The 23,598-nt window shown below is 39.9% G+C and carries 23 protein-coding genes and 1 tRNA gene; 14 read left to right on the forward strand and 10 right to left on the reverse strand.

Annotation, left to right across the window (positions count from 1 at the left end):
- Positions 1-36 precede the first annotated feature (36 nt).
- The 6 genes from clpX to rsmA all read right to left on the reverse strand — a co-directional run bounded on the left by clpX (position 37) and on the right by rsmA (position 5,812).
- Positions 37-1,254: an ATP-dependent Clp protease ATP-binding subunit ClpX gene (gene clpX, locus ACE1ET_RS19520; RefSeq protein ID WP_375730110.1), complete on the reverse strand. Its 1,218-nt coding sequence runs from the start codon at positions 1,252-1,254 to the stop codon at positions 37-39.
- Between the two features lie 19 nt (positions 1,255-1,273).
- On the reverse strand, positions 1,274-1,957 hold the full coding sequence (gene clpP, locus ACE1ET_RS19525) for an ATP-dependent Clp endopeptidase proteolytic subunit ClpP (RefSeq protein WP_375730111.1): 684 nt from the start codon (positions 1,955-1,957) through the stop codon (positions 1,274-1,276).
- Positions 1,958-2,067: 110 nt separating this feature from the next.
- Complete coding sequence (gene tig / locus ACE1ET_RS19530) at positions 2,068-3,417, reverse strand: trigger factor (RefSeq protein ID WP_375730112.1); 1,350 nt, start codon at positions 3,415-3,417, stop codon at positions 2,068-2,070.
- A gap of 77 nt (positions 3,418-3,494) precedes the next feature.
- Positions 3,495-3,576: transfer RNA gene (locus tag ACE1ET_RS19535), tRNA-Leu, on the reverse strand.
- 103 nt (positions 3,577-3,679) lie between these two features.
- Positions 3,680-5,026, reverse strand: a complete 1,347-nt coding sequence (gene mgtE, locus ACE1ET_RS19540; protein WP_375730113.1) for a magnesium transporter — start codon at positions 5,024-5,026, stop codon at positions 3,680-3,682.
- A 12-nt stretch (positions 5,027-5,038) separates the two neighbouring features.
- Positions 5,039-5,812 carry a 16S rRNA (adenine(1518)-N(6)/adenine(1519)-N(6))-dimethyltransferase RsmA gene (gene rsmA, locus ACE1ET_RS19545; protein ID WP_375730114.1) on the reverse strand — a complete coding sequence of 258 codons (774 nt, stop codon included), beginning with the start codon at positions 5,810-5,812 and terminating at the stop codon, positions 5,039-5,041.
- Positions 5,813-5,912: 100 nt separating this feature from the next.
- Here rsmA and ACE1ET_RS19550 point away from each other — a divergent pair, with 100 nt between their 5' ends.
- On the forward strand, positions 5,913-6,917 hold the full coding sequence (locus tag ACE1ET_RS19550; RefSeq protein ID WP_375730115.1) for a lysylphosphatidylglycerol synthase transmembrane domain-containing protein: 1,005 nt from the start codon (positions 5,913-5,915) through the stop codon (positions 6,915-6,917).
- On the forward strand, positions 6,904-7,869 hold the full coding sequence (locus ACE1ET_RS19555; RefSeq protein WP_375730116.1) for a hypothetical protein: 966 nt from the start codon (positions 6,904-6,906) through the stop codon (positions 7,867-7,869). Before ACE1ET_RS19550 ends, ACE1ET_RS19555 begins: the two co-directional genes overlap by 14 nt.
- Here ACE1ET_RS19555 and ACE1ET_RS19560 read toward each other — a convergent pair.
- Together ACE1ET_RS19560 and ACE1ET_RS19565 are read right to left on the reverse strand one after the other, a co-directional pair.
- A complete protein-coding gene (locus tag ACE1ET_RS19560; RefSeq protein WP_375730117.1) occupies positions 7,817-9,721 on the reverse strand; it encodes a polysaccharide biosynthesis protein in 1,905 nt (634 codons plus the stop codon). The two genes, ACE1ET_RS19555 and ACE1ET_RS19560, sit on opposite strands and share 53 nt — an antisense overlap.
- Before the next feature lie 52 nt (positions 9,722-9,773).
- Positions 9,774-10,817: a 6-phosphofructokinase gene (locus tag ACE1ET_RS19565; RefSeq protein WP_375730118.1), complete on the reverse strand. Its 1,044-nt coding sequence runs from the start codon at positions 10,815-10,817 to the stop codon at positions 9,774-9,776.
- A 158-nt stretch (positions 10,818-10,975) separates the two neighbouring features.
- Here ACE1ET_RS19565 and ACE1ET_RS19570 point away from each other — a divergent pair, with 158 nt between their 5' ends.
- From ACE1ET_RS19570 to ACE1ET_RS19610, 9 genes are read left to right on the forward strand one after another with little or no spacing between them, the layout of a single operon-like run.
- On the forward strand, positions 10,976-11,518 hold the full coding sequence (locus tag ACE1ET_RS19570) for an RNA polymerase sigma factor (protein ID WP_375730119.1): 543 nt from the start codon (positions 10,976-10,978) through the stop codon (positions 11,516-11,518).
- On the forward strand, positions 11,505-12,059 hold the full coding sequence (locus ACE1ET_RS19575) for a hypothetical protein (RefSeq protein WP_375730120.1): 555 nt from the start codon (positions 11,505-11,507) through the stop codon (positions 12,057-12,059). The genes ACE1ET_RS19570 and ACE1ET_RS19575 overlap by 14 nt, the downstream gene beginning before the upstream one ends.
- The gene (locus tag ACE1ET_RS19580; RefSeq protein WP_375730121.1) at positions 12,060-12,758 is read left to right on the forward strand and encodes a hypothetical protein; all 699 of its coding nucleotides are present in this window, start codon (positions 12,060-12,062) and stop codon (positions 12,756-12,758) included.
- A complete protein-coding gene (locus ACE1ET_RS19585; RefSeq protein WP_375730122.1) occupies positions 12,755-13,633 on the forward strand; it encodes a hypothetical protein in 879 nt (292 codons plus the stop codon). The genes ACE1ET_RS19580 and ACE1ET_RS19585 overlap by 4 nt, the downstream gene beginning before the upstream one ends.
- A gap of 1 nt (position 13,634) precedes the next feature.
- Positions 13,635-14,324: a hypothetical protein gene (locus ACE1ET_RS19590; RefSeq protein WP_375730123.1), complete on the forward strand. Its 690-nt coding sequence runs from the start codon at positions 13,635-13,637 to the stop codon at positions 14,322-14,324.
- Between the two features lie 2 nt (positions 14,325-14,326).
- Entirely contained in the window at positions 14,327-14,914 is a 588-nt protein-coding gene (locus ACE1ET_RS19595; RefSeq protein WP_375730124.1) for a hypothetical protein, read from the forward strand.
- Positions 14,915-14,925: 11 nt separating this feature from the next.
- Entirely contained in the window at positions 14,926-15,429 is a 504-nt protein-coding gene (locus ACE1ET_RS19600) for an LVIVD repeat-containing protein (protein WP_375730125.1), read from the forward strand.
- The gene (locus tag ACE1ET_RS19605; RefSeq protein ID WP_375730126.1) at positions 15,426-16,196 is read left to right on the forward strand and encodes an LVIVD repeat-containing protein; all 771 of its coding nucleotides are present in this window, start codon (positions 15,426-15,428) and stop codon (positions 16,194-16,196) included. The genes ACE1ET_RS19600 and ACE1ET_RS19605 overlap by 4 nt, the downstream gene beginning before the upstream one ends.
- A gap of 14 nt (positions 16,197-16,210) precedes the next feature.
- Positions 16,211-16,861 (forward strand): hypothetical protein, encoded by a 651-nt coding sequence (locus ACE1ET_RS19610; RefSeq protein WP_375730127.1) that lies wholly within the window; start codon positions 16,211-16,213, stop codon positions 16,859-16,861.
- Positions 16,862-16,899: 38 nt separating this feature from the next.
- Here the strand turns inward: ACE1ET_RS19610 and ACE1ET_RS19615 are convergent, their stop codons facing one another.
- Positions 16,900-17,601 carry a Crp/Fnr family transcriptional regulator gene (locus tag ACE1ET_RS19615; protein ID WP_375730128.1) on the reverse strand — a complete coding sequence of 234 codons (702 nt, stop codon included), beginning with the start codon at positions 17,599-17,601 and terminating at the stop codon, positions 16,900-16,902.
- A gap of 121 nt (positions 17,602-17,722) precedes the next feature.
- Entirely contained in the window at positions 17,723-19,912 is a 2,190-nt protein-coding gene (locus ACE1ET_RS19620; protein WP_375730129.1) for a glutamine synthetase III family protein, read from the reverse strand.
- Between the two features lie 391 nt (positions 19,913-20,303).
- On the opposite strand from ACE1ET_RS19620, the gene ACE1ET_RS19625 reads away from it, so the two are divergent.
- Genes ACE1ET_RS19625 through ACE1ET_RS19635 form a run of 3 tightly spaced genes read left to right on the forward strand, consistent with a single transcriptional unit; the run spans position 20,304 to position 23,575 of the window.
- Positions 20,304-21,662 (forward strand): glutamine synthetase family protein, encoded by a 1,359-nt coding sequence (locus ACE1ET_RS19625; protein WP_375730130.1) that lies wholly within the window; start codon positions 20,304-20,306, stop codon positions 21,660-21,662.
- 9 nt (positions 21,663-21,671) lie between these two features.
- The gene (locus ACE1ET_RS19630) at positions 21,672-22,715 is read left to right on the forward strand and encodes a hypothetical protein (RefSeq protein WP_375730131.1); all 1,044 of its coding nucleotides are present in this window, start codon (positions 21,672-21,674) and stop codon (positions 22,713-22,715) included.
- Between the two features lie 5 nt (positions 22,716-22,720).
- A complete protein-coding gene (locus ACE1ET_RS19635) occupies positions 22,721-23,575 on the forward strand; it encodes an HAD-IIA family hydrolase (RefSeq protein WP_375730132.1) in 855 nt (284 codons plus the stop codon).
- Positions 23,576-23,598: the final 23 nt, after the last annotated feature.

Below are 23,598 nucleotides of genomic sequence, written 5' to 3' on the forward strand. Positions count from 1 at the left end.
TCAAGATATTAATCGTCTTATAAATAATACCTTACATTAAGCCACTTTCAGCCTGTTTTTATTGAGATTGCCAAGCATCTTTCGGGCAAGTGCAACAGTTACTTTAAGTGTTTTCTGAGGTTTGGAAGGAATCTCAAACATCGCGTCCATCATAATTGTTTCAGCGATGGAACGCAGCCCCCTGGCGCCCAGTTTAAACTCAATAGCCTTATCAACAATATAATCCAGAGCAGCTTCTTCGAAAATGAGTTTTACACCATCCATCTCGAACAACTTGGCATATTGCTTGGTAATGGCATTTCTGGGTTCAGTTAATATTTGTCGTAAGGCATCTCGATCCAAAGGATCAAGATAGGTGAGCACCGGCAAACGGCCAATTATCTCCGGGATCAGCCCGTATGACTTTACATCCTGAGGCGCAATGTACTGCAACAGATTACTTCTATCTACTGTTTCATTACCCTTTGCAGCAGCATAACCAATTGCCTTGGTATTTAAGCGGTTTCCAATGTGCCGGTCAATTCCGTCAAATGCACCGCCACATACAAAGAGTATGTTCTTTGTATTAACGGGTATCATTTTCTGATCCGGATGTTTTCTTCCGCCTTGCGGTGGTACGTTCACAACAGAACCTTCCAGCAGTTTCAGCAGTCCCTGCTGTACACCTTCACCACTCACATCCCTTGTAATAGAAGGATTATCACTCTTGCGGGCAATTTTATCAATCTCATCAATAAATACGATACCCTTTTCTGCAGCTGCTACGTTATAATCCGAGGCCTGCAAAAGCCGTGTAAGTATACTTTCAATATCTTCGCCCACATATCCTGCCTCAGTAAGAACAGTTGCATCCACAATGGTAAACGGAACTTTAAGCAATTTGGCAATAGATCTGGCCAAAAGCGTTTTCCCGGTTCCTGTGGGTCCGACCATTAGGATATTGGATTTTTCAATCTCCACCTCGTTATGCTCAGATTGCATTATCCGTTTATAATGATTATACACAGCAACAGATATATATTTTTTTGCTGCTTCCTGCCCGATCACATAACCATCAAGAAAACCTTTAATTTCAGCAGGTTTTGGCAGGTCCTCTCTGTGAAGATCGAAATCGCCTCCCGAGTTTACCTCTTCTTTTATTATATCGTAAGCCTGTGTGATGCAAAAATCACAGATATGTCCGTCGACTCCTGCAATCAACAGATTTACATCTTTCTTCGGTCTCCCGCAAAAAGAACACTTCTCTACTGCCATAATCTAATTTTCCTGTTTATTACTTCTTATCCTTTAAACGAAATAAAACTTCGTCAATCATTCCATATTCCTTTGCTTCCTGAGATGTCATCCAGTAATCACGATCGGAATCTTTCTCAATCTTTTCGTATGGATTTTTAGAGTGATCTGCTATGATCTGGTACAACTCTTTTTTAAGCTTTAGTATTTCGCGGGCGGTAATCTCAATGTCCGATGCCTGCCCCTGTGCTCCTCCCATTGGCTGGTGGATCATGATTCTGGAATGCTTGAGGGCAGAACGCTTGCCATCTGATCCTGCTGTAAGTAAGACTGCTCCCATGGAAGCTGCCATCCCGGTACATATGGTTGCAACATCCGGTCCGATAAACTGCATGGTATCGTAAATGCCTAATCCTGCGTATACCGATCCTCCCGGAGTATTCAGATAGATTGAAATATCGCGTGTGGAATCGGTAGAATCCAAATATAATAACTGTGCCTGAACCACATTGGCGACATATTCGTCTATTGGCAAGCCAAGAAAAATAATCCTGTCCATCATTAAACGTGAGAATACATCCATAGATGCCACGTTCAATTGTCTCTCTTCAATAATTGTGGGAGAGATATAACTACTGGTAACATCTGAATATTGGTCGAACGCCAGTCCATTCATTCCAAGATGGCGGGTAGCAAATTTTCTGAAATCGTTGTTTTTATCCATTTTTTATCTTTTTTCCGAAACTCAAAGTTAACTATCTTTTCTCAGAAAAATAAAGGGTGCTCTTATTTAGAACACCCTTTAAGATTAATTTGCATTTAAATGCTGTGTTTTTATTTTACAAGTTCGTTAAAAGCATCGAGAGAGATCTCCTCCACTTCCAGCTTAACCAACTCTTTTACCTTATCGAGTATTTTGTTTTCAAATGCCCTTTCGCTGATATTTCGGCTCTGATCCTCATTCTTCAGGATCTCTTTGGCATAATTTTCAAGATGCTCATCCGGAACATTGGTCATGCCGTATTGTGCAAACTGTGACTGAGCTACCTTCTTAGCGTAAGTCATGATATCAGCTTCTTCCAGTTTAATTTCATTGGCTTTAGCGATAGACCCTTTCACCATATTCCAGCGCAGATCATCAAGGAACATCGGAAATTCTTTCTCCAACTGCTCATCGGTAAGTTCTTTATTCGTGGCCACGACCCATCTTTTCAGAAAAGCTTCCGGTAATTCTATGTCCTTTACCTTTTCTACCAGCTTGTCTTTGGCATCCAACAGGAATTTGTAATCACTGTTACTTACCAGATTTTCCTTTATCTCGTCAGCAATACGCTTGCGCATATCTTCTTCAGTGGTCACCTCATCTTCAGGATAGATCTGTTTGAAAAGTTCTTCATTAATTTCTGCCTGCTCAAAATGAGAGATCTCATTAACGGTAAAACTGAAATCGCTATTCAGATCAGCAACTTCTTCCTTTTTGATGTTGAGTAAAGAACTGACTTCTGTATCGTTCTCAAAAGCCGTTTTAGGATTGAACCTGATCGTTTTTCCTTTAACCTTACCCAGAAATTCCTTTTTCAGCTCCTCAACAACTACTCTTTCTGGTGAAAGCACCACGCTTTTGCCCTCTATGCCTCCTTCGAGCGGATTACCTGCATCATCAAGCTGAACCAGATCACCTTTCAGCAGATCCTTTTCTTCTGCTTCTTCCACGTCAACCTGTTTGCCAAAACGTGAACGGTAATAGTCAACCTGTTTATTGATCAGTTCATCGTCAACCTTAATATCGTAGTATTTCAGTTTTTCTCTTTTTGTAAGTGATATTTCCACCGCAGGAGAAATACCGATATCAAATTTGAACTCAAAAGTATCCTGATTGTCAAAATCAATAGTTTCCTGATCTTCACTTGGCAACGGATCGCCCAATACCTGAAAATCAGCTTCTGACAAGTATTTGTTCAGCTCGTCAGACATAAGCTTGTTGACTTCGTCGAACAAAACTGCCTTACCATACATCTTTTGAATAAGCGATGCAGGCACTTTACCCGGTCTGAAACCCGGCACATTGGCTTTTTTGCGATAGTCTTTTAATACACGGTTTACGTTCTCCTCGTAATCAGATTTTTCGACGTTGAGTGTGATCACTGCATTAACGTCATTGATGTCTTGTTTTGTGATATTCATCAGATGATAGTTATTATAAACAACCGTAATGTAAAAAAACCGCCTGATAACCATACAGGTAAGGCGATTTTTTCATGTGCGGACGAAGGGACTCGAACCCCCACACCTCGCGGTACTAGATCCTAAGTCTAGCGCGTCTACCAATTTCGCCACGTCCGCAAATTTTCGGAGTGCAAAGATAGATTTTCTTTGCTGAAATATGCAAATTTTACTGCACTTATTTTTCGAAATTATTCCGGATTCAAACCGGTGTATCTGACTGCTAACCAAAAAACTGACCGCTGATAGTCATATAAATAAACAGACCCACAATGTCGTTCATGGTCGTTATAAACGGCCCGGTAGCCAATGCCGGGTCAATTTTCAGCTTGTGCAGTGTTAACGGAACGATTGTTCCGGAAAGTGATGCAAAGATAATAACAGAAAATAATGAGATACTGACTGTCAGTGCAAAATCAATTCCTTCATTAAAAAAGAAATTGTAACTGAATATAAGCGATGAAAGAATAATGGCGTTGATAAGAGCCACAGATAACTCCTTGAACAACTTTAAAAAGGTGCGGTCGAAAATATTTACACCTGCGGCAATATCTTTAACAATAATAGCTGAAGATTGTATCCCTACATTACCTCCCATAGCCGCAATCAATGGAATAAAAAATGCCAGGCGATGATCAAGATGAAGATTCCCTTCGAACAGACTAATTACAAGTGCACTACACACCCCTCCAAATAATCCGATCAACAGCCATGGAATTCTTGCCTTGGTCAGTCGTATTACTTTATCCGATGCTTCCACATCCTGAGAGATACCCGATGCCATCTGATAGTCCTTGTCTGCTTCTTCGCGGATCACATCCACCACGTCATCTACCGTAATCCGTCCAACCAACCGGCCAATACTATCCACAACAGGCAGGGCTACAAGGTCGTAACGTTCTATAATCTGGGCGACCTCTTCACTTGGGGTATCGGTCTTTACGCTTATCGGATCCTTCTTCATCACATGCCTGACCTTTGAAACAGAAGGGCTGAGCAACATTTTTTTCAGGGGTAATACACCGGTGAGTACATTGGCGTCGTTTACCACATAAATGTAGTATACCTCGTCCACCTCTATCGCCTGTTTCCGCATCTCCTTCAAACTGGTGGGCATACTCCACTCCTCGTTGACCGCAATCAACTCCTTGGCCATCAAACCACCGGCAGTATCCTCATCGTAGTTCAGCAGGTCCACAATATCACCGGCCTGTTCCAAATCGTCGATATGTGAAAGGATCTCTTCCTGCCTGTCCTCTTCCATCTCGCCGATAATGTCAGCAGCATCATCGGAATCCATATTGTCGATAAACTGTTTGGCGATCACCTCACTTGGCAGAACCTTCAGGAATTTCTGGCGATCGTCATCGGTAAGTTCAATCAGTACGTCGGCAGCCTTTTCTCCATCAAGCAACAGGTAAAGAAATTTGGCTTCTTCAATATTCAGTTCATCATAGATATCTGCAATATCAGCCGCATGCAACGACTCCATCATCTGAAGCGCCTGTTGTTCGTCGCCCGCCTCAATAATCTCTTTCAGTTTATCAATGTATTCCCTGTTTAATTCCATGCTTATTCCTTTTTAAGCCTGTTTTTCGACCTCGGTCGTTAAAAATACAAAATCATTTACAGTTAATTGCTCGGGGCGAAGATTAAAAATTTCATTTTCTGTTATCCGGTTATCCGGTTTAAAGAATGATTTTAAGGAATTTCGCAAAGTTTTTCTACGTTGATTAAAGGCTGCTTTTACAACTTTCACAAATAATTCTTCTGAACATTCCAGTGCTTTTACATCATTCCGGGTCAACCGTATAACGGCTGATTTAACCTTGGGAGGCGGCGTAAAAACCCCTTCGTTTACCGTAAACAAATATTCAATATCGTAATATGCCTGAAGCAGCACACTCAGAATTCCATAATCCTTATTTCCCGGACCTGAGGCAATCCTTCTGGCTACTTCCCGTTGCAACATACATACCACTTCGGGCACGCTGTCTTTTGCGTCAAGCACCTTAAACATAATCTGTGATGAAATATTATAAGGGAAGTTTCCAATAATAGCATAAGGTTTTTCGAACAGTGTAGAAATATCCAGTTTTAAAAAGTCATCGCTTATGATGTTTCCCTGCAGATCCGGATAATTTTCTGACAGGTACCGTACCGACTCACTATCGATCTCTACAACTTTCAGGATACGTTTACCCGCAAGGAACTGCGTTAAGACACCCATGCCCGGACCTATTTCCAGCACCGGAACATCGGCTGTTGAGTTCAGACTGTTAACAATGCGTTCTGCAATGCTGATATCATTTAAAAAATGCTGACCCAAATGCTTTTTTGCCCGGACTTTCTGCATTATCAGTTATTCGATTAGGACGATTAATAAGAATTCTTAATTTTGTGGCGTGGTGTACCTTGGCAAAGGTATACAGATTATTAACTAAAGCTGTATAATTTTGAAAAAAAGACTACTGAATGCACTTAAATTCATCATATTTCTGGGAATAGGTGCCGGTCTTCTGTGGCTCTACTACCGCGATGCCAACAAGGAACAAATGCTGGCAATTATAAAAAACGAGTTTAAAGTTGGGTGGATTATTGTTTCATTGCTTCTGGGGCTAATAAGTCATATCAGCAGAACCATCAGGTGGAAACTACTCATTGAGCCAACCGGATCGAGCCCGAAACTTAAAAACACCTTTTTAGCTGTAATGATAGGATACTTTGCCAATCTTGGGCTTCCCAGAATGGGAGAAATTGCACGTTGCGGTGTGCTCAGCAAATACGAAAAAATTTCATTTTCCACACTCGTGGGAACTGTGATGTTTGAACGTGCAATAGATATGATCATCCTGCTGATTATTACGCTGATTGCAGTTGTTTCACAACATTCTGTGTTTATCCGGTATCTTGATGCCCATCCCGCAGTAAAAGAAGCAATTTCGGGATTTGTATCTTCTCCATGGCTATGGGTATCCATTGCGGGTGTAATTCTTGCATTTGTAGCAGCACATTTTTTCCTTAAAAAATCGAAAGGCTATACCCGGATCAAACAAATTATGCAGCAAATATGGGAAGGTCTCAGCTCTATAAAAAAGATGGAAAAAAGAGGGTTATTCATCTTCCATTCCATTTTTATCTGGGTATGCTACTACCTGATGAATTATGTATGCTTCTTTGCCTTTGATTTTACATCGTCGTTTGGTCCGATGGTCGGATTATTCGTATTTGTAATGGGCAGCTATGGGATGGTAGCTCCGGTACAGGGCGGTTTTGGTCCGTGGCACGCGCTCACCATTTCAGCACTGGTTCTTTTTGGCGTGAAAGAAACACCTGCCGAAACATTTGCCCTGGTTGTTCACTCTTCTATGACCCTTATGATTATCATCGTAGGGTTTATTTCAGTCATTGTACTTCCACTGGTGAACAATAAAAAGACAAAGGAAATTGCAACGGCTTAAAACCAGCAGCTATTTAAAAATCTTTATCGCTATTCTTGCCTGGTCGTTTCTTGGCTATAAAACGGCGACCTTTCAGCACTGGGGCCAGTTAAATCTATTCGACAAAACCGTCACCCAAAGCACAATGCTTATACTTGTGGTTCTCCTTATGCCCCTGAATGTAATACTGGAAGCATGGCACTGGAAGTTTTCTGTTTCAGGGATCAAAAAAATAAACCTTCATTCTTCTCTTAAAATGGTTTTAGGCAGTATGATACCTGCCATGATAACGCCTCTGAAAATTGGAGAATGGCCTGGCAGAGCGAGCTTTTTTCCTTTGGAACACAGAGGTGAAACAACCATTGCCGCTGCGTTGGCCGGCATCGTTAAAACCATAACACTCAGCCTCTGGGGAACCTTATCCCTTCTGCTCGTTTTGTTATATCATGAAAATCGATTCGGTTATCTTTTACCGGTTGCAGGAATCACAATTGTGCTACTTTTATTTTTTGTTTTTTTCATTTCAGGCAAATCCTTCAGACGGTTTATAAACCGTAAATTTCTTAGCAGGTTTAATAAAGGAGAGAATAGGCTGGATTGGCTAAATTCAGGTTTTACTGTTAAAAGCATTGCCATTGCCAGCTTAAGGACGTCCGTGTTTTATATTCAGTTTGGTTTAATGATCCTGTTTTTTATTCCCCACACTAACCGTTCAGAAATCATCTTTTATATTCCGGTTTATTTTATGATCCTGACTTTTCTTCCGGCGTTCTCCATTGCTGATCCGGCCCTGAGAGGTTCCGTGGCAATTATATTGTTTTCAGGATTGGCAGAGAATGTTCCTTTGATTGGAATAGCAGGTGTTATGCTTTGGTTTATAAATAACTTACTCCCAATGATCAGCGGTTCTGTTATCTGGTTCAGGAAACCTGAGTTTTCTTATCAAGTTGTTCGTAAACGGAATTCTTGCTGATAAATTCAGGAACAATTTTTTTCATCGATTTCACGATATCCATTGTACTTGCCTTTTCTGTTACATCATAAAGTTTATGTAAATCGCCTTTTGCTTCTTCAAAGGAGTACTCCCTCACTTTGGCTATCATAATCCTTGAATGATAGGTTGGAAGGGTATTTTCACTTACATTGAGCAGTTCCTCAAAAAGTTTTTCACCAGGTCTCAAACCCGTATATTCAATTTCGATATCCCTTCCCAATACCAACCCGGACAACTTGATCATCTTTTTAGCCAGCTCTGCAATTTTGATGGATTCACCCATATCAAAGATAAAGATCTCACCACCCTTTCCCATTGCTCCGGCTTCGAGCACCAACTGACATGCCTCGGGAATCGTCATAAAAAAGCGTGTTATCTCAGGGTGTGTTACGGTCACCGGTCCTCCATTTTCTATCTGCCTTCTAAACCTGGGAATAACAGACCCATTCGATCCCAGAACGTTTCCAAAACGGGTGGTGATATAACGTGTTTTACTGAGCTTGTTCAACGACTGTATGTAAATTTCAGCAATCCGTTTGGATGCTCCCATTACATTGGTTGGGTTCACGGCTTTATCCGTTGAGATCATCACAAACCGGTCCACACCGTATTCATTGGCAAGATCAGCCAGTATCTGTGATCCAAGTACATTATTTTGCACAGCTTCTACCGGATGAAATTCCATCATCGGGACATGCTTGTATGCCGCCGCATGATATACCACATTAGGTTTGTATTTGGCAAAAATCTTGCGCATCATGGGTTCACGGGTAATATTCCCGATAACAACTTCAAATTTTTTAAACCTCAGCTGTTCTTCCAGTTCAAGCTGAATATCATATAACGGTGTTTCTGCCTGGTCAACCAGAATTATCTTTTCCGGATTGAACCGGGTCAGTTGCCGAACCATTTCACTACCTATGGATCCGGCAGCACCGGTTACCAAAATGCACTTCCCATTAACCTGCTCCGAAATATTGGATTCATCCAGTTTTATCGGATCCCGTTCCAACAGATCCTCGATTCTTATTTTTCTGATTTGGTTGTAACTGAGCTCTCCCTTGGCCCAGTCACTGGCTTTTGGAACCGTAAGTGTTTTAATATTAAGTGAAAGCGCTTTTTCTATCAGTTCCTTTTTCAGGTGTTTGTCAATAGTATCGTCAGCGAATAAAAGCGTATTTATGTCGTATTCTTCAGCAATAGATTCAAAACTGGAGTGATGAAAGATCTCAACCCCGTCAATTTTCTTTCCTACATTCCGGCGATTATGGTCAATAAAAGCCACAATATTGGCAGCCCCACCCAACTCACGTTCATAGGTCTGTTTTACAATAACGCCTGTCTGCCCGGCACCAAATATCACTACATCCTGATGCCGTTCCTCACTTGCCATAAGTTTCCAGTATACACCTTTGACCATGACCCTTGTTGAGATCATTAAAAAGGCAACCAGTAAAAAGTCAATCAGAATTACTGAAAAGGGAAATAGAAATTTTCCTCCGAAGACTCCGTTGGAAAGAACGTTTAAAAAAAGGATTGAGGCTGAGCCGATCAGCAGTACAAGCAAAATACGCTCGGTATCGCGGAATGTGGCATATCTGACTATGCCTGCATAAATTTTTGAAATAACAAAGCTGATGGCCCTGATCCCTGTTACAACAAGGATTCCATACAACATATATGAATCCTGCTGATCCGGAATCTGGAAATTATAGCGCAGCAAGTATGCAAATGTAATTGCAAAAACACTTAAAAAAACATCAAAAACAAATACAATCCATCGTGGTGTATTTGTTTCTGAAAGGTTCATATTACCGGGTAAAACCATCATTTCCTTTTAGTGAAACAGCGCTACAAAAGTAATATTAATCCGGTTAAACAGGTTATTCTTTAACTTTTTCACCCGATTTTACCTTTTCTCCAAAGCAAACACCCATCCTGCGCCCCTGCTCCACAAGCGGATCATCGTGTTGAACCAAATGGAGTTTGCCTGCGACTTCACTCAATGGCACAGAAGTAATTTTACCGTCTATCAGAGCAACCATTTGTCCGAATTTCTTTTCATGAATCAATTCAGCAGCATGGCCTCCGAATTCGGTTGACAGAATCCTGTCATATGGCGTAGGCGATCCTCCTCTTTGAATATAACCCAACACGGTTTCCCTGGTTTCCAAATGAGCTTTATCTGTAATCTGTTTTGCAATATAGCGTCCGGCTGGTTTCCCATTGGGCGTTTTAATACCTTCAGCGACGACCACAATTGAATATGGTTTTCCCTTTCTGGAACGTTCTTTCAACGTTTTACAAACGGTATTTATATCGTACTGTATTTCCGGCAAAAGAATAACATCACCTCCTCCGGCCATTCCTGAATGCAAAGCTAACCATCCGGCATGGTGACCCATAATCTCGATTACCATTACTCTTTTGTGTGAATTGGCAGTAGTGTGTAGTCTGTCAATGGCATCTGTAGCTATATTAACGGCAGAATCAAAACCAAAGGTAACATCCGTTCCCCAAATATCATTATCAATTGTTTTGGGAATTCCAATCACGTTTAATCCTTCTTCGGCCAAAAGGCTGGCTGTTTTTTGAGTTCCGTTACCTCCGATGCATACCAGACAATCCAGGCCAAGCTTTTCATAGTTCTGCTTGATGACCTGAGGTTTATCTGCAACAATGTCATCTTCCATCTTCTTAAAAGGTTTTTCCCTGGAGGTTCCCAGAATCGTACCTCCAAGTGTCAGAATACCTGACAACTGCTTCTCGGTAAGTTCAACATAATCATGATATAATAATCCGCTGAAACCATTTGAGATTCCGATAACTTCCATGCCATATTCTACAATGGCAGTCTTTCCAACACCCCTTATGGTGGCATTAATTCCGGGACAATCACCACCTGCCGATAAGATTCCTATCCTCATAACTTATTATTTTAACAACACAAATTAACAAATAATGATTTATCTTCAAAACTAATTATTATGGTTTTTTGTGAAACCTTATTTAATTAAATTGCACTAATTTAATTCTGCATGCAACGGTTTTGACTATATCAACCTCTTTTGACTGAATTAATCGAATGAAGGAACCTGGTGACAAAGAGAAATACCTTATTGAAGGGGCATTAAAAAACGACAGGAAAGCTCAGTATGAACTATTCATGTCGTACAAAGATGCCATGTATTCTATTTTGTACCGGTTTTTAGGAAACGCTCAGGACGCTGAGGATGCTTTGCAGGAGGGATTTATTAAAGTCTTTACAAAGATTGAAAGCTTCAGTGCAAAATCAACACTCGGAGCCTGGATGAAAACGATCTTTATCCGTACAGCTTTGGAAAAAGTAAGAAAGCGCGTATATGTTTCTGACATAGAGGAAGCTTATTCGTACGAACCATTTCATCCTGATGATGAACTGACGGGTGAAATGCTTGAAAACGCCATACTTTCACTGGACGAAGGTTACCGTACAATCTTCCTGCTGGTGGAGGTTGAAGGCTATAAGCATAAAGAAGTTGCCGAAATGCTGAACATCAGTGAAGGAACAAGCAAGTCTCAGCTATCGAGGGCCAAAAAAAAATTACAAACAACGCTTAACGATTTGAATAATATTGAAAGGTTATAACAACATAAAAGATAAACTGTCGCAACTGCCAACTCATTCTGTGGATGAAAAGTTGTGGGAAAGCATTGAAGAAAAACTGCCACTTGCAATTTCTTTCGATAAACTGCCTGAACACAAAGCACCGGAAAATATATGGAATAACATTACTGAGGCTCTACCTCAAAGAAAGACCCGCAGGTTAGTGCCTTACTGGGCAGTTGCAGCTTCCGTAATTATTCTTTTTTCACTAACATTGTTATTAAGAACAGGATCGCAAAACGAGCAGATTCTGGTTGCTGAAGAAATCATAACTGAAGATGTAATACCGGAACAGGCTCCGGAAATGAACAAGGAAATAACCATCTATTGTGATCAGTATCCATCCGTTTGCAGTTCAGACAAATTTGCAAAGCTTAAAAAACAACTGGATGAACTGAAAGCACAGAAAAGTGAATTGAATACATTGAAATCATACGATTCTGATCCTCAGATTGATGTTTACATTGAACACATCAATCTGGAACTGTCAACCATTCAACGCAAATTAATAGCTATGTTCTAAATGAGATCTGTTGTTACTGCCATATTATTTGTAATTGTATTTGCTGCATCAGCACAGGAAACCCGTGTTTTGATAACTGAGGACAGTTCGTTGCAAACCAGTGAATACGACCGGCTTTTCAACCTGCTATCGAGCGACAAGACTCAAATTAACAGTTTATTTAAACTGAATGCGGTAGATTGGGGACAATTGATCCCTTCTTTCGTTTATGAACAACGTATCTATAAGAGTTTTACTGTTGAACCGGGAGTAAGAGTCGATGGTTTTGGTGTATCACAACAAAATGGATTAAAGTACATGGTCACCCCGGAGGTACGATTAAAATACTACCATAATTTCAGGTTCAGGGAACTTCGCGGTAAAAATACCAACGGTTTTTCCGGAAACTACTTTATGGCAGGTATTGCATTTCCTTTTGGCGATACACCATCTTTGCTGGAATCGCAATTGAACCGGCAGTATTTTTATGAATATGACCTGAGCGAACTTCCGGTTAACGAGATCCAGGCATTAGGACTATTGCAACTTGGGTATGGCGTTCAGCGAAGGTTTCTGGATATCGGCTATTTTGACATGTCGTTTGGCATAAACATGCAGATATACCACGATTTGATCCCCAAAAACAAATTGCTGCCTTTTATTAAAATTGGTATTGGCTTCGGGATCACACCTAAAAAAGCAAAAGAACTGACAGAGTGAGATTAAAATTATACATAGCGCTTATTTTGGGCATTTTCATGCTTTCGGTTCAGGCCCAGACAAAGGTTAAGGTCCTGACCCGGATTATTGAAAAGAGCTATACTTACTCCGATGAATTTTTGCTGGAAATTGATGCTGAAAAGGCTGATATCACAATAGAAACTATTTCCGGCAATACGGTTGAACTTCAACTGAAACAGATTGTAAAAAATTCAAGTCAGGAAATTGCGGAAGATCATTTGAAAGCTCAGAAATTTGTGGAGAACAGCACAAAAGAGCGGCTGTTCCTTAAAAACTACATTCTTTTTAACGACGCCAATGATAAATCAGGATCGATATTTAAAAATGAATACATTCTAAAGGTTCCGGAATGGTGTCACGTCAAAATAAAAAATCAACTCGGAAATATTGTTTTAAAAAAATTAGACAAAGGCATCATGCTTGATCTTGAATATGCCAAAGCAGAACTTGATGATTGTACATCGCAACTTAACGCAAACATTTCGCTTGGTGAGCTTACTGTTATCAAAGGCACGATAACAGGAAGCATCAATACACGAAACACACGCATCAAACTGCAATCGGTAAGCGGGGATATATCAGGAACCACAACCCTTGGTAATATTTCGCTATTTTTGAACGGGAATCCTTTGGTAACAGATCTGCAAACCAACTATTGCGAAACAACAATCATTAATAAATCGGAAGGAAGCTACTCTTTTGATCTTGAAACAAAAGGAGGAAAAATTAACAGTATAGAACATGAAGCTAAAAAAACCGATCTGGGCGAAAAGCTTGTGATCGCACCTGAAACTGATGGTGTTTTACCTCAGATTAAAATTATATCAACGGACAACGACATTAATTTGTATTAAGATGAAGCAATTAATTTATTATATAAACCTTCTTGCAATACTCGGTTTTATTTCATGTGCGCAAAGTGATCCCGGAGAAACAGCGTATTACATGGATGGAATTCCAACGGACAACGAAATGGTATTTGACCAGTATGTGTCAGTAACACCGCAAGGAAATGTGCCATCAGGAGACACCTTATGGCTGAATCTGACTATTAACAATGAACTATTCACAGATAAAATATCAGGACAGGGTGTATATATTCCGCTGGATCAGGCCAAATTTACCTGCCAGTTCAAAATCACAGACCTCATTGAAACAACCTCCCCTGCATATAACATGATCATTAATTCGGGGAAGCTTGTATCGAAAAAAGGTGACCTGATAACTGTATCATTCGGCTATCCGGACAAGCTTCCGGAACTCCAAATCGGATTGCAGTTTCCGGATATCGGTAAATATTCCATCAACTTTATTAATTATCCGAATCCCGATAATGAGGAACAGCTTCGTAATCCATGTACAGACAACTGCGAAAATTATTGGTATGATCTGGATTTCTATTTAAATAGTGATAAGAGTTTCGAATACCAGGCATTTGTTGAATATCATTTTAACATCACGGACAATGTCAATTCATATGACAACAAAGATTTTTCAAATGCCAGTATTTACGATAATGCGGTATATACATTTATAGTGAAATAAATATGGTAAAAAGGTTACTCTATATAGTAATACTGTTTACAGTTCTGATTCCGGTTCAGGCGCAACTGATATATAAACCTGTTAAGCTTGATATTGGGATGGCATTTGGGGAACTGACCGGTCCGCATGCCGGGTTCATTACGCCTTATGCCGAATTAAAACTGAACATGACCAACAGAATTACCATTGGAGGCCGATATGAATACGTCTACTTTTCTCAAAAAGATCAATCCATTATAAATTCAGCAACCGCTAATGGCCTTTACTGGAGAAATATTGAAAGCGATGGCTATATATCCTCTATCACAGGAACATGTGATTATTATTTTAACACCCATAAATTAAGACCATTTGCCGGAGTGGGCCTTGGTTTATATTATGCATCTCTAAACGAACAGAATGTATTTATTAACAACGACGAAACACTGCTTTTGCCTGGTGCCATGCTCCGCATGGGTTTCAGTGTGGAACATATTCGTTTTGGTATAGAATACAACCTGATCCCAAATGATGTAACTAAACTCAATTATCTTTCTTTCAAACTTGGTTTTGAAATAGGAGGAGGGAAAAAAGTATTTATTAAACCGTAAGATTTAAAAATATGAGAAAGTATGCTTTTCTGCTCGTAGTGGTAACTACGTTATGGGGATTCTCTGCGGATAATTTATCGAATTACAGTGACTATTCCCCGGTATTAATGGAACGTTCCAACCTGGAAAAATCGATCCATTCAGTTGATCCGGTAACAATGGAAAATCCGGGAAAGATCTACATCAAGGATTCCCTGCTTTTCATCGTGGAGAAATTTAAAGGTGTGCATATCATTAACGATTACAACCCTTCAAGTCCGGCTAACCTGGCCTTCATTACTATTCCGGGCGTTGTTGATATAGCCGTTAAAGGCAACATTCTGTTTGCTGATAATGCTGTAGACCTGGTCTCAGTAAATATTTCTGACCTGAATAATGTGCAGGAAGTAAAACGGGTCAGAAATGTATTTCCTGAACTGTATCATCCTGAACTGAGGTATATACCGGATCAGTTCAGGAAAGGACACCGCCCTGCCAATACCGTAATTGTTAACTGGATAAAACGTGAGTCATGAAAAAGCAACTATACATCATAAGCATAGTATCGATAATAATTTTCGGTTCATGCGAAAACAGCGATATTAACTTTACCTACAGCGATTCTGAATATAGTACTGATGGCGGAACCGGAACCGGTGGAAGCATGGCACGATTCACCATTATTGGTGATCAGCTTTATACGGTTGACGGATACAGCCTCAAAACATTTGATATCACAGATGAAGGTACCATAACTCAGAAATCGAACTGGCAGCTTGACTGGGGAGGAGGCATCGAAACAATTTTCCCGTATCATAACAAGATTTTCCTTGGAACCACAACAGGTATGCATATCATCGATGTGTCCAATCCGGATCAGCCACAATACCTGTCGAAATACGAACATGTGGTAAGCTGTGATCCCGTGGTTGTAAATGGTAATTATGCCTATGTAACCCTGAGTTCAGGAAGTAACTGGTGCAACAGATCTGTAAACCAGCTCCAGGTGATTGACATCAGCAACATCTATAATCCTAAGCAGGTAAGAACCTACAACATGAGTAATCCTAAAGGTCTGGGCACGGACGACGGACTGCTTTTTGTTTGTGATAACGGCCTGAAAGTGTTTAAAATGAATACTGCTACAGATCTGGTCCAAATCAATACGTTTACGGATATCAACGGGGCTTACGACGTAATTCCTTATGATGGCCTGCTCTTACTGATCAGTACTGATGGACTAAGGCAATATTCATACGAAAACGAAAGCCTTGTTTTAATCAGTTCAATACTTATTAACTAAAAACGTAAATCATTATGAAAAATCTGATTCTAACAACAATATTATGTTTATTCATCCTGCCCTTACACGCGCAGACCGAATCTGATAATGTGACTCAAAATCTGGACTGGCAGTTCAGCATCGGAATAGTACCACAATATGCCATCATAAGTGGCATGCGCCTCGACTTCGACCTTAAACTAAAGCAGACGCAATATCTTACGCTTGCACCTCAGATGTATTACAATGAAAATTACACCTTGTTTTATCCTGAAAGCACAGATATGAAGGGTGCCGGATTAAACGTTAATTACAGGTATATCTTTTCACAAAACGGAAAGCCGGAAGGACCATATGTTGGTGCCGGATTAGTTTATAAATATTATACCTTAAAATACTGGGGCGATGAATGGGTAGATTATGTTGAACTCGGAAATACTTATTCAGAACAGGTTAATCATGAGATCAACCAAAGGTTTAACCAATTTGGTTATGACCTGCTAATCGGTTATCAGGGCACACTGGATCGCTTTTTCTTCGATATGTATCTTGGTTGGGGATTCCGTTTAAGTGATTTTGATAAAGACAAATCAGGAGATGATTTCTGGAGCGAAACAGTTTTTGATCCGGGGTATTCAGGCTTTCTTCCGACCATAGGTTTCAGGGTTGGACTATTCCTTAAATAGCATAAATAAAAAAGGAGGCTTAAGCCTCCTTTTTTATATTATCCTAAATTACTGATTCGCTTTAGCGCCTCTTCATTTAATATCTTAACCTTTCTGCCATCCACTGAGATGACCTTCTCTGTTGCAAAATTTGAGAGTGTTCGGATGGCATTTGATGTTGTCATATTTGACAGATTTGCCAGATCCTCACGTGAGAGATAAATATTAAGCGTCACTCCATCACTTTCAAGACCGTACGTTTCTTTCAGGAACAGAAGGGCTTCTGCCAATCTTCCACGTATGTGCTTCTGGGTAAGTGATACCGTCAGGTTATTTGAAAAACCTAACTCTTTAGCTAAACTCCCAAGAAAGAATAAGGATAATTCTACATTATGATGTAAAACCTCCATCAGAATATCCTTGTGAATGGTAATGATTACTGACTCCTCAATACAGATACTGCTGGTTGTATACTCCTCACCCGCAAATAAGGCACGCTTCCCAAAAATCCCAGGCGCTTTCACCATACGAACAATCTGCCCGCGGCCACCTACACCTTCCTTAAAAATCTTTACTTTACCTTTTACCAAACAGAGTAAATAGTCAGGCTGCTCACCCTCCTTGTAAATAATCTGATTTTTCTTAAAATGATGAACCTGATAGTTTTCACTGACGAAAACTTTCTGTTCTTCATTTAATAATTCCCATAGTTGCTTCACTAATGAAATTGAAGCTTCATGTAAAATGCTTCTCTCTGCCATTTTACTGCTTTACAACATTGTTATAAAACACAAAGGTATTAAAAAATATTAAATAAAAAAGCAGGTCCTAAAAAGAACCTGCTTTAGCCCCTAAAATAAAGATTATGAACCTAACGGATCACTATCTCGCGAACAAAAGTTCACGATATTTTGGTAAAGGCCACATCTCATTATCCACTATCAGTTCCAGCTTATCGATATGATAGCGGATCAAATCAAGATATGGTCTTACTTCCTTGTCATAAGCAAATGCTTTCTCCTTTTCACCTTCAATACTATTACACTTTTTGCGAGCATCAATCATGTTTTTGACTTCAGCCTTTATGGTAGAAATATGTACTGATATTTCTTTTATCAATTCCATGCGGGATCCGGCAAGTGATGCAAACTCCCTGGCATCAAAAATCTCTTTCAGACCTTTAACATTTTTAATCAGACTGCTCTGATATGCAATTGCGGTTGGAACAATATGATTAGCAGCCAGATCACCAAGCACACGCGCTTCTATCTGTATCTTCTTGGTGTATTTTTCCATTTCAACTTCAACACGGGCCTCCAGTTCTTTCTCGCCCATTATACCGCTATCAACCATTACTTTTTTACCCTGATCAGACAAATACGTCATCAGCGACTCAGGCACACTGGTAATATTGGTAAGACCTCTTTTGTGAGCCTCTTTTAACCATGCTTCAGAGTAACCATCACCATTAAATTGAATCGGCTTCGATTCAAGGATCAGCTTTTTAATCATTTGAAGAATTGCCTCATCCTTTTTGATTCCCTTTGCAATAAGTTTATCAACATCTTTTTTGAACTCTTCAAGTTGAACGGCCACAGCAGCATTAAGTGCAGTCATTGCCGGAGCACAGTTTGCAGATGAACCAACCGCCCTGAATTCAAACCTGTTACCAGTGAATGCAAACGGAGAGGTTCTGTTACGGTCCGTATTATCCAGTAAGATTTCAGGAATTCGTCCAATGCCAAGCTTTAATGCTGTTTTTTCTTCGGGTGACATTTTTTTGTTGGTCACTTTTTCCTCAAGATCTTCCAGCATACCTGCAATTTGTGATCCCGTAAATACAGACAGAATAGCAGGAGGAGCTTCATTTGCTCCTAAACGATGGCTATTTGCCGCATTTAAAATAGATGCTCTCAACAAATCCTGATTTTTATAAACAGCTGCCATGGTGTTGACGAGAAATGTAAGAAACTGCGTATTGCTCTTTGGATTTTTACCCGGAGAGAACAGGTTAATCCCGGTATCTGTTGATAAAGACCAGTTATTATGTTTACCTGATCCATTAATTCCCTTAAACGGTTTTTCGTGGAACAGAACCTGGAACTTATGCCTTCGCGCAACCTTTTTCATGATATCCATCAAAAGCTGGTTGTGATCATTTGCCAGGTTCGTTTCTTCAAATATTGGGGCAACCTCAAACTGGTTTGGTGCAACCTCATTATGTCTTGTTTTAACAGGAATACCAAGTTGGTGCGCTTCAATTTCAAGTGCCATCATAAACTTGGCCACTCTTTCAGGAATTGACCCAAAGTAATGATCATCAAGCTGTTGGTCCTTGGATGATGAATGTCCCATTAAAGTTCTTCCTGTAAGTACCAGATCAGGCCTTGCATTGTATAATGCTTCGTCAATCAGAAAGTACTCCTGCTCCCAGCCCAGGTTAGAGTTTACCCTTGTCACATTTTTGTCAAAATACTGGCATACATCTACTGCTGCCTTATCTACTTTAGCCAGAGCTTTTAACAGAGGAGTCTTATAGTCCAGTGCTTCTCCTGTATAGGAAATAAAAATTGTAGGGATACACAATGTTGTACCAACAATAAAAGCAGGTGATGACACATCCCATGCAGTGTATCCACGAGCTTCAAAAGTTTGACGGATCCCACCGGAAGGAAAAGAAGATGCATCAGGTTCCTGCTGAGCCAAAAGCTTTCCGCTGAAGTTTTCAATCATTTCGCCTCCATCTCCAAATTCAATAAAACCATCGTGTTTCTCAGCAGTACCATCTGTTAACGGCTGAAACCAGTGCGTATAGTGTGTGGCTCCCTTTTCAATGGCCCAGCCTTTCATGCCGGCAGCAACAGCATCGGCCATTTTCCGGTCAATTGGTTCACCTTTATCAATAGCTGCTAAAACAGCCCGTAGAGCATCTTTGGGTAAATGTTTCCGCATCGATTCAAGATTGAAAACATACTCTCCATAGTAATCCGTAACTTTGTTGGATGGAAATTTTACATCCATAGGCTCCCTTCTGAACAACTCGTCCAAAGCCTGAAATCTTAAAACTGCCATAATGTTCTTTTAAGTCAATTAATAATCTATTTTTTAGGGACGAATTACACCCCATTTTTATGCAGTGTAATCCGGATGCAAAAATACAATATTTTACAATACACCCCCTTACAATTCATATCATTAATCAAATAATTTGCACTATTTTTAAATCTACCCCCTTCAAAAAAACAAGACCATACAGAAAAACATACGTAAAACTGGCTGTTATTAAATTTTTCATTCTTTCTATCTGGAGTGGTTTAAAGAGTGATCCTTATGAAAATGTGTAATTTTGTTTGAAGATTCCGATTATTGTGAATAATTTAAAGCACGATAACATAAATTTTAAAGGGTGGAAATTTGATATTTACTGAAACAACAACTACTTTTCTTCCAATTTAATTTTCCTATGGACAAAGAAAAAATCATACAAAGCATTACAGATTCAAAAGAATCGAAAGTCAAAATAGCCGTAGCAGATATCGATGGTGTATTACGCGGAAAATACATTCATAAACATAAGTTCCTCGATTCTCTGGATAAAACAATTGGCCTTTGTGATGTTATTTTTGGATGGGACTCAGGTGATGTGTGTTATGACAACTCGGAAGTCACCGGATGGCATAGCGGTTATCCGGATGCAAAAGCCAAAATAGATATAACAACCTTTCGCCAAATTCCATGGGAAGGTTCTACGCCATTTTTCCTGGCAGATTTTAGCCAGGATAAAAAATATGCTGAAAGTACCTGCCCCAGAAGTCTGCTGAAACGGGTAAACGAAGAATGTGAGTCCATGGGATTTAAAGCCATGTTTGCGCAGGAATTCGAATGGTTCAATTTCAAAGGCAAACCCGATGAAATGCCACAATCAGGATTTCAGCAACCAGAACCTGTTACACCCGGGATGTTTGGCTATTCGGTTCTGCGAACATCGCTGAATCAGGCATACTGTAACGACATATTTGAAATGATGGAAGCCTTCAATGTTCCTTTGGAAGGCATTCATACAGAAACGGGTCCCGGTGTTTATGAAGCAGCTATTTTATACGATGATGTCATATCTGCTGCAGATAAGGCCGTACTTTTCAAAAGTGGCGTCAGGGAAATAGCTTACCGGCATAACATGATGGCATCATTCATGGCAAAATGGAACATACACCTGCCGGGATCAGGTGGACATATACATCAGAGTTTATGGGACAAAAAGGGTGAAACAAACCTGTTTTTTGATGGGAACGGATCGAATGGAATGAGCGAAATCATGGAGCATTATATTGCCGGTCAGCTGGCCTGTTTACCTGATATACTTCCCATGTTTGCCCCAACCGTTAACAGTTATAAGCGGATCAGCCATGGCGACTGGGCACCTTCAACTGTTACCTGGGGAATAGATAACCGCACAACAGCTGTTCGGGTCATTCCCTTAAACAAAACAAATACACGTATTGAATCCCGCGTTCCGGGTGCCGATACGAATCCCTATCTGGCCATCACAGCAGCTCTGGCATCGGGCTTATATGGTATCAAACACCAGTTAAAACTTAGTATTCCCCAATCAGTTGGGAATGCATACCAGGATAAAAATCGTGAAGAACTACCTGATAGTCTTTTAAAAGCAACTGAAAAAATGACCACTTCAAAAATAGCCAAAGAACTTTTCGGCGATGCCTTTGTAAATCATTTTACGAAAACACGGGAATGGGAATGGCGACAATTCATGAATCAGGTCACAGATTGGGAACTGAAACGTTATTTTGAGATTATTTAATAAAAATCAATGCAGAAGATAGATTATATACAAATTATAAAACATGCCTGGCGCGAATTCGATGACCGCCATGAAATCCGTGGCATTTATGATGTAAGCGCCTATGTTTCAACAAATCAGGTATATAAAATTTCGTTTTACAAACGCGAACCGGTTTTTGCTAAACTTTCGGATTACGGACGTTTTGAGGATTTCAGGGAAGATCATATTATCATTAACAATCTTGCCAACAATCTTGAACGACCCTATGAAAATTTTCTGGCCCAATCGCTGGTAAAAAAGAATGAACTATTCATTTATCTTTTTCATCAGGAACATCACAGCGCATGGGTTGTATTCTACAATCCTATCCGAACTATGCATAAGCTTCCCCGCAGGCTGGACGAAAAACAGATCCGAAAGATGGGGAGGGAGCTTGCCAGATTTCATCTGGCCTGCACTAACGTGTGTAACCAATTACCAAATCCCTCAAAAACCACCGTTACCGATATTCATAACCTTTTAAAAAGGATTAACAGGGACGAAATCAAGATGTGTGAGCATCACAAAGACATGGTAAAGAAGCATTGCGAATATTATCTGAACAATGCTGATAAGGTTAATTATACAACCGAATTCGAAACGATCCCCGTATTCGTTGATTGGAACATTGGAAATTTTTCCATTAGTGGCGATGGCAAGTTTTATTCACGCTGGGATTACGACTGGTTCAGAATGTCGTCTCGCGTGATGGATTTCTACTTTTTCAGCAGGGTTGTTTCTGAGGTGGGTGATCGCACAGTTTTTAGTTACCTGGTAGACACATTAATGGAAGATCGCTTTATAATCTTTCTGAAGGAATACCATAAAGTCTTTCCTTTAACGGAACCGGAAGTAAGATTTATAAAAGAAGTCTATCGGTTTTTTATTCTGAATTATGTTATTAAGGATGGCCCTTACTTTTTCAGAGAGATATATTCATCGAAATTAATCAACGAAGCATATCAAACTTATTTCCCTGCGATGGACGCCAATTATAAGGTAGAAAAAATTTTAAATGCATTAAAAATCTGATTCAAATGAGAACGAAGAGTTTCCGTAGTGTTGTAAAAAACTACAAGGCAGTATTTTTTGATGCTTTCGGGGTATTGAAAAACCATAAAGGTCTGATTCCCGAAATTGAAAGAACATTTGAATATTTAGAACACAAAGGAATTTACTACTATGTTTTAACCAACGATTCATCACGAAGTCCCGAAGAACTTGCAAACTGGTACCAGAATCACGGAATAAAACATATTACTACCGACAAGATCCTTTCGTCGGGAATGCTGGCTATGGAATTTTTCAAAACCAAACTAACAAACGGAAATTCGGTAGCATACCTGGGCACACCAGCCTCAGCACATTACATTGAATCAGTAGGTTTAAAGACTGTACCTGTAAATGATGTTGATTTGGACAACCTGGATAAGATTGAATCATTTGCTTTTCTCGACGATGAAGGTTTTAACTGGAACGATGATATCAATAAAACCATAAACCTGCTGCGAAAGAAAAACATGACAGTAGTGGTTGCCAACACTGATATTAATTATCCGGTCAGCAGAAATGATATTTCTGTTGCCATTGGTGCACTTGCGGATATGGTAGAAAATATTATCGGTAAAAACTTTATTCGTTTTGGCAAGCCCGATGCCCAGATGTTTCTTTTGGCATATGAACGGGCACTACAGGATATTCAGGTTAAGAGAAAAGAAATCCTGATGGTGGGAGATACACTCTATACTGACATCATTGGCGGCAACAAATTCGGACTGGATACGGCTCTGGTTTTATCCGGGAATACACTTCCGGAAATGGCCAGCATAAGAATAAGCGGATCCGGAATTATTCCAACCTACATTTGTGAGTCTGCAGTTATAGATTATTAGAATCTGAGATATATGACAAAAAC

Source organism: Quyinboa mangrovi (assembly GCF_042219825.1).
In the GTDB taxonomy this organism is placed as follows: Bacteria; Bacteroidota; Bacteroidia; order Bacteroidales; family UBA5342; genus JBHJHP01.

Excerpts from the sequence above, each read along its gene's own strand:
- clpX (WP_375730110.1), bottom strand. The coding sequence starts at position 1,254 with ATGGCAGTAGAGAAGTGTTCTTTTTGCGGGAGACCGAAGAAAGATGTA.
- clpP (WP_375730111.1), bottom strand. The coding sequence starts at position 1,957 with ATGGATAAAAACAACGATTTCAGAAAATTTGCTACCCGCCATCTTGGA.
- tig (WP_375730112.1), bottom strand. The coding sequence starts at position 3,417 with ATGAATATCACAAAACAAGACATCAATGACGTTAATGCAGTGATCACA.
- mgtE (WP_375730113.1), bottom strand. The coding sequence starts at position 5,026 with ATGGAATTAAACAGGGAATACATTGATAAACTGAAAGAGATTATTGAG.
- rsmA (WP_375730114.1), bottom strand. The coding sequence starts at position 5,812 with ATGCAGAAAGTCCGGGCAAAAAAGCATTTGGGTCAGCATTTTTTAAAT.
- ACE1ET_RS19560 (WP_375730117.1), bottom strand. The coding sequence starts at position 9,721 with ATGATGGTTTTACCCGGTAATATGAACCTTTCAGAAACAAATACACCA.
- ACE1ET_RS19565 (WP_375730118.1), bottom strand. The coding sequence starts at position 10,817 with ATGAGGATAGGAATCTTATCGGCAGGTGGTGATTGTCCCGGAATTAAT.
- ACE1ET_RS19570 (WP_375730119.1), top strand. The coding sequence starts at position 10,976 with ATGAAGGAACCTGGTGACAAAGAGAAATACCTTATTGAAGGGGCATTA.
- ACE1ET_RS19580 (WP_375730121.1), top strand. The coding sequence starts at position 12,060 with ATGAGATCTGTTGTTACTGCCATATTATTTGTAATTGTATTTGCTGCA.
- ACE1ET_RS19590 (WP_375730123.1), top strand. The coding sequence starts at position 13,635 with ATGAAGCAATTAATTTATTATATAAACCTTCTTGCAATACTCGGTTTT.
- ACE1ET_RS19595 (WP_375730124.1), top strand. The coding sequence starts at position 14,327 with ATGGTAAAAAGGTTACTCTATATAGTAATACTGTTTACAGTTCTGATT.
- ACE1ET_RS19600 (WP_375730125.1), top strand. The coding sequence starts at position 14,926 with ATGAGAAAGTATGCTTTTCTGCTCGTAGTGGTAACTACGTTATGGGGA.
- ACE1ET_RS19605 (WP_375730126.1), top strand. The coding sequence starts at position 15,426 with ATGAAAAAGCAACTATACATCATAAGCATAGTATCGATAATAATTTTC.
- ACE1ET_RS19610 (WP_375730127.1), top strand. The coding sequence starts at position 16,211 with ATGAAAAATCTGATTCTAACAACAATATTATGTTTATTCATCCTGCCC.
- ACE1ET_RS19615 (WP_375730128.1), bottom strand. The coding sequence starts at position 17,601 with ATGGCAGAGAGAAGCATTTTACATGAAGCTTCAATTTCATTAGTGAAG.
- ACE1ET_RS19620 (WP_375730129.1), bottom strand. The coding sequence starts at position 19,912 with ATGGCAGTTTTAAGATTTCAGGCTTTGGACGAGTTGTTCAGAAGGGAG.
- ACE1ET_RS19625 (WP_375730130.1), top strand. The coding sequence starts at position 20,304 with ATGGACAAAGAAAAAATCATACAAAGCATTACAGATTCAAAAGAATCG.
- ACE1ET_RS19630 (WP_375730131.1), top strand. The coding sequence starts at position 21,672 with ATGCAGAAGATAGATTATATACAAATTATAAAACATGCCTGGCGCGAA.
- ACE1ET_RS19635 (WP_375730132.1), top strand. The coding sequence starts at position 22,721 with ATGAGAACGAAGAGTTTCCGTAGTGTTGTAAAAAACTACAAGGCAGTA.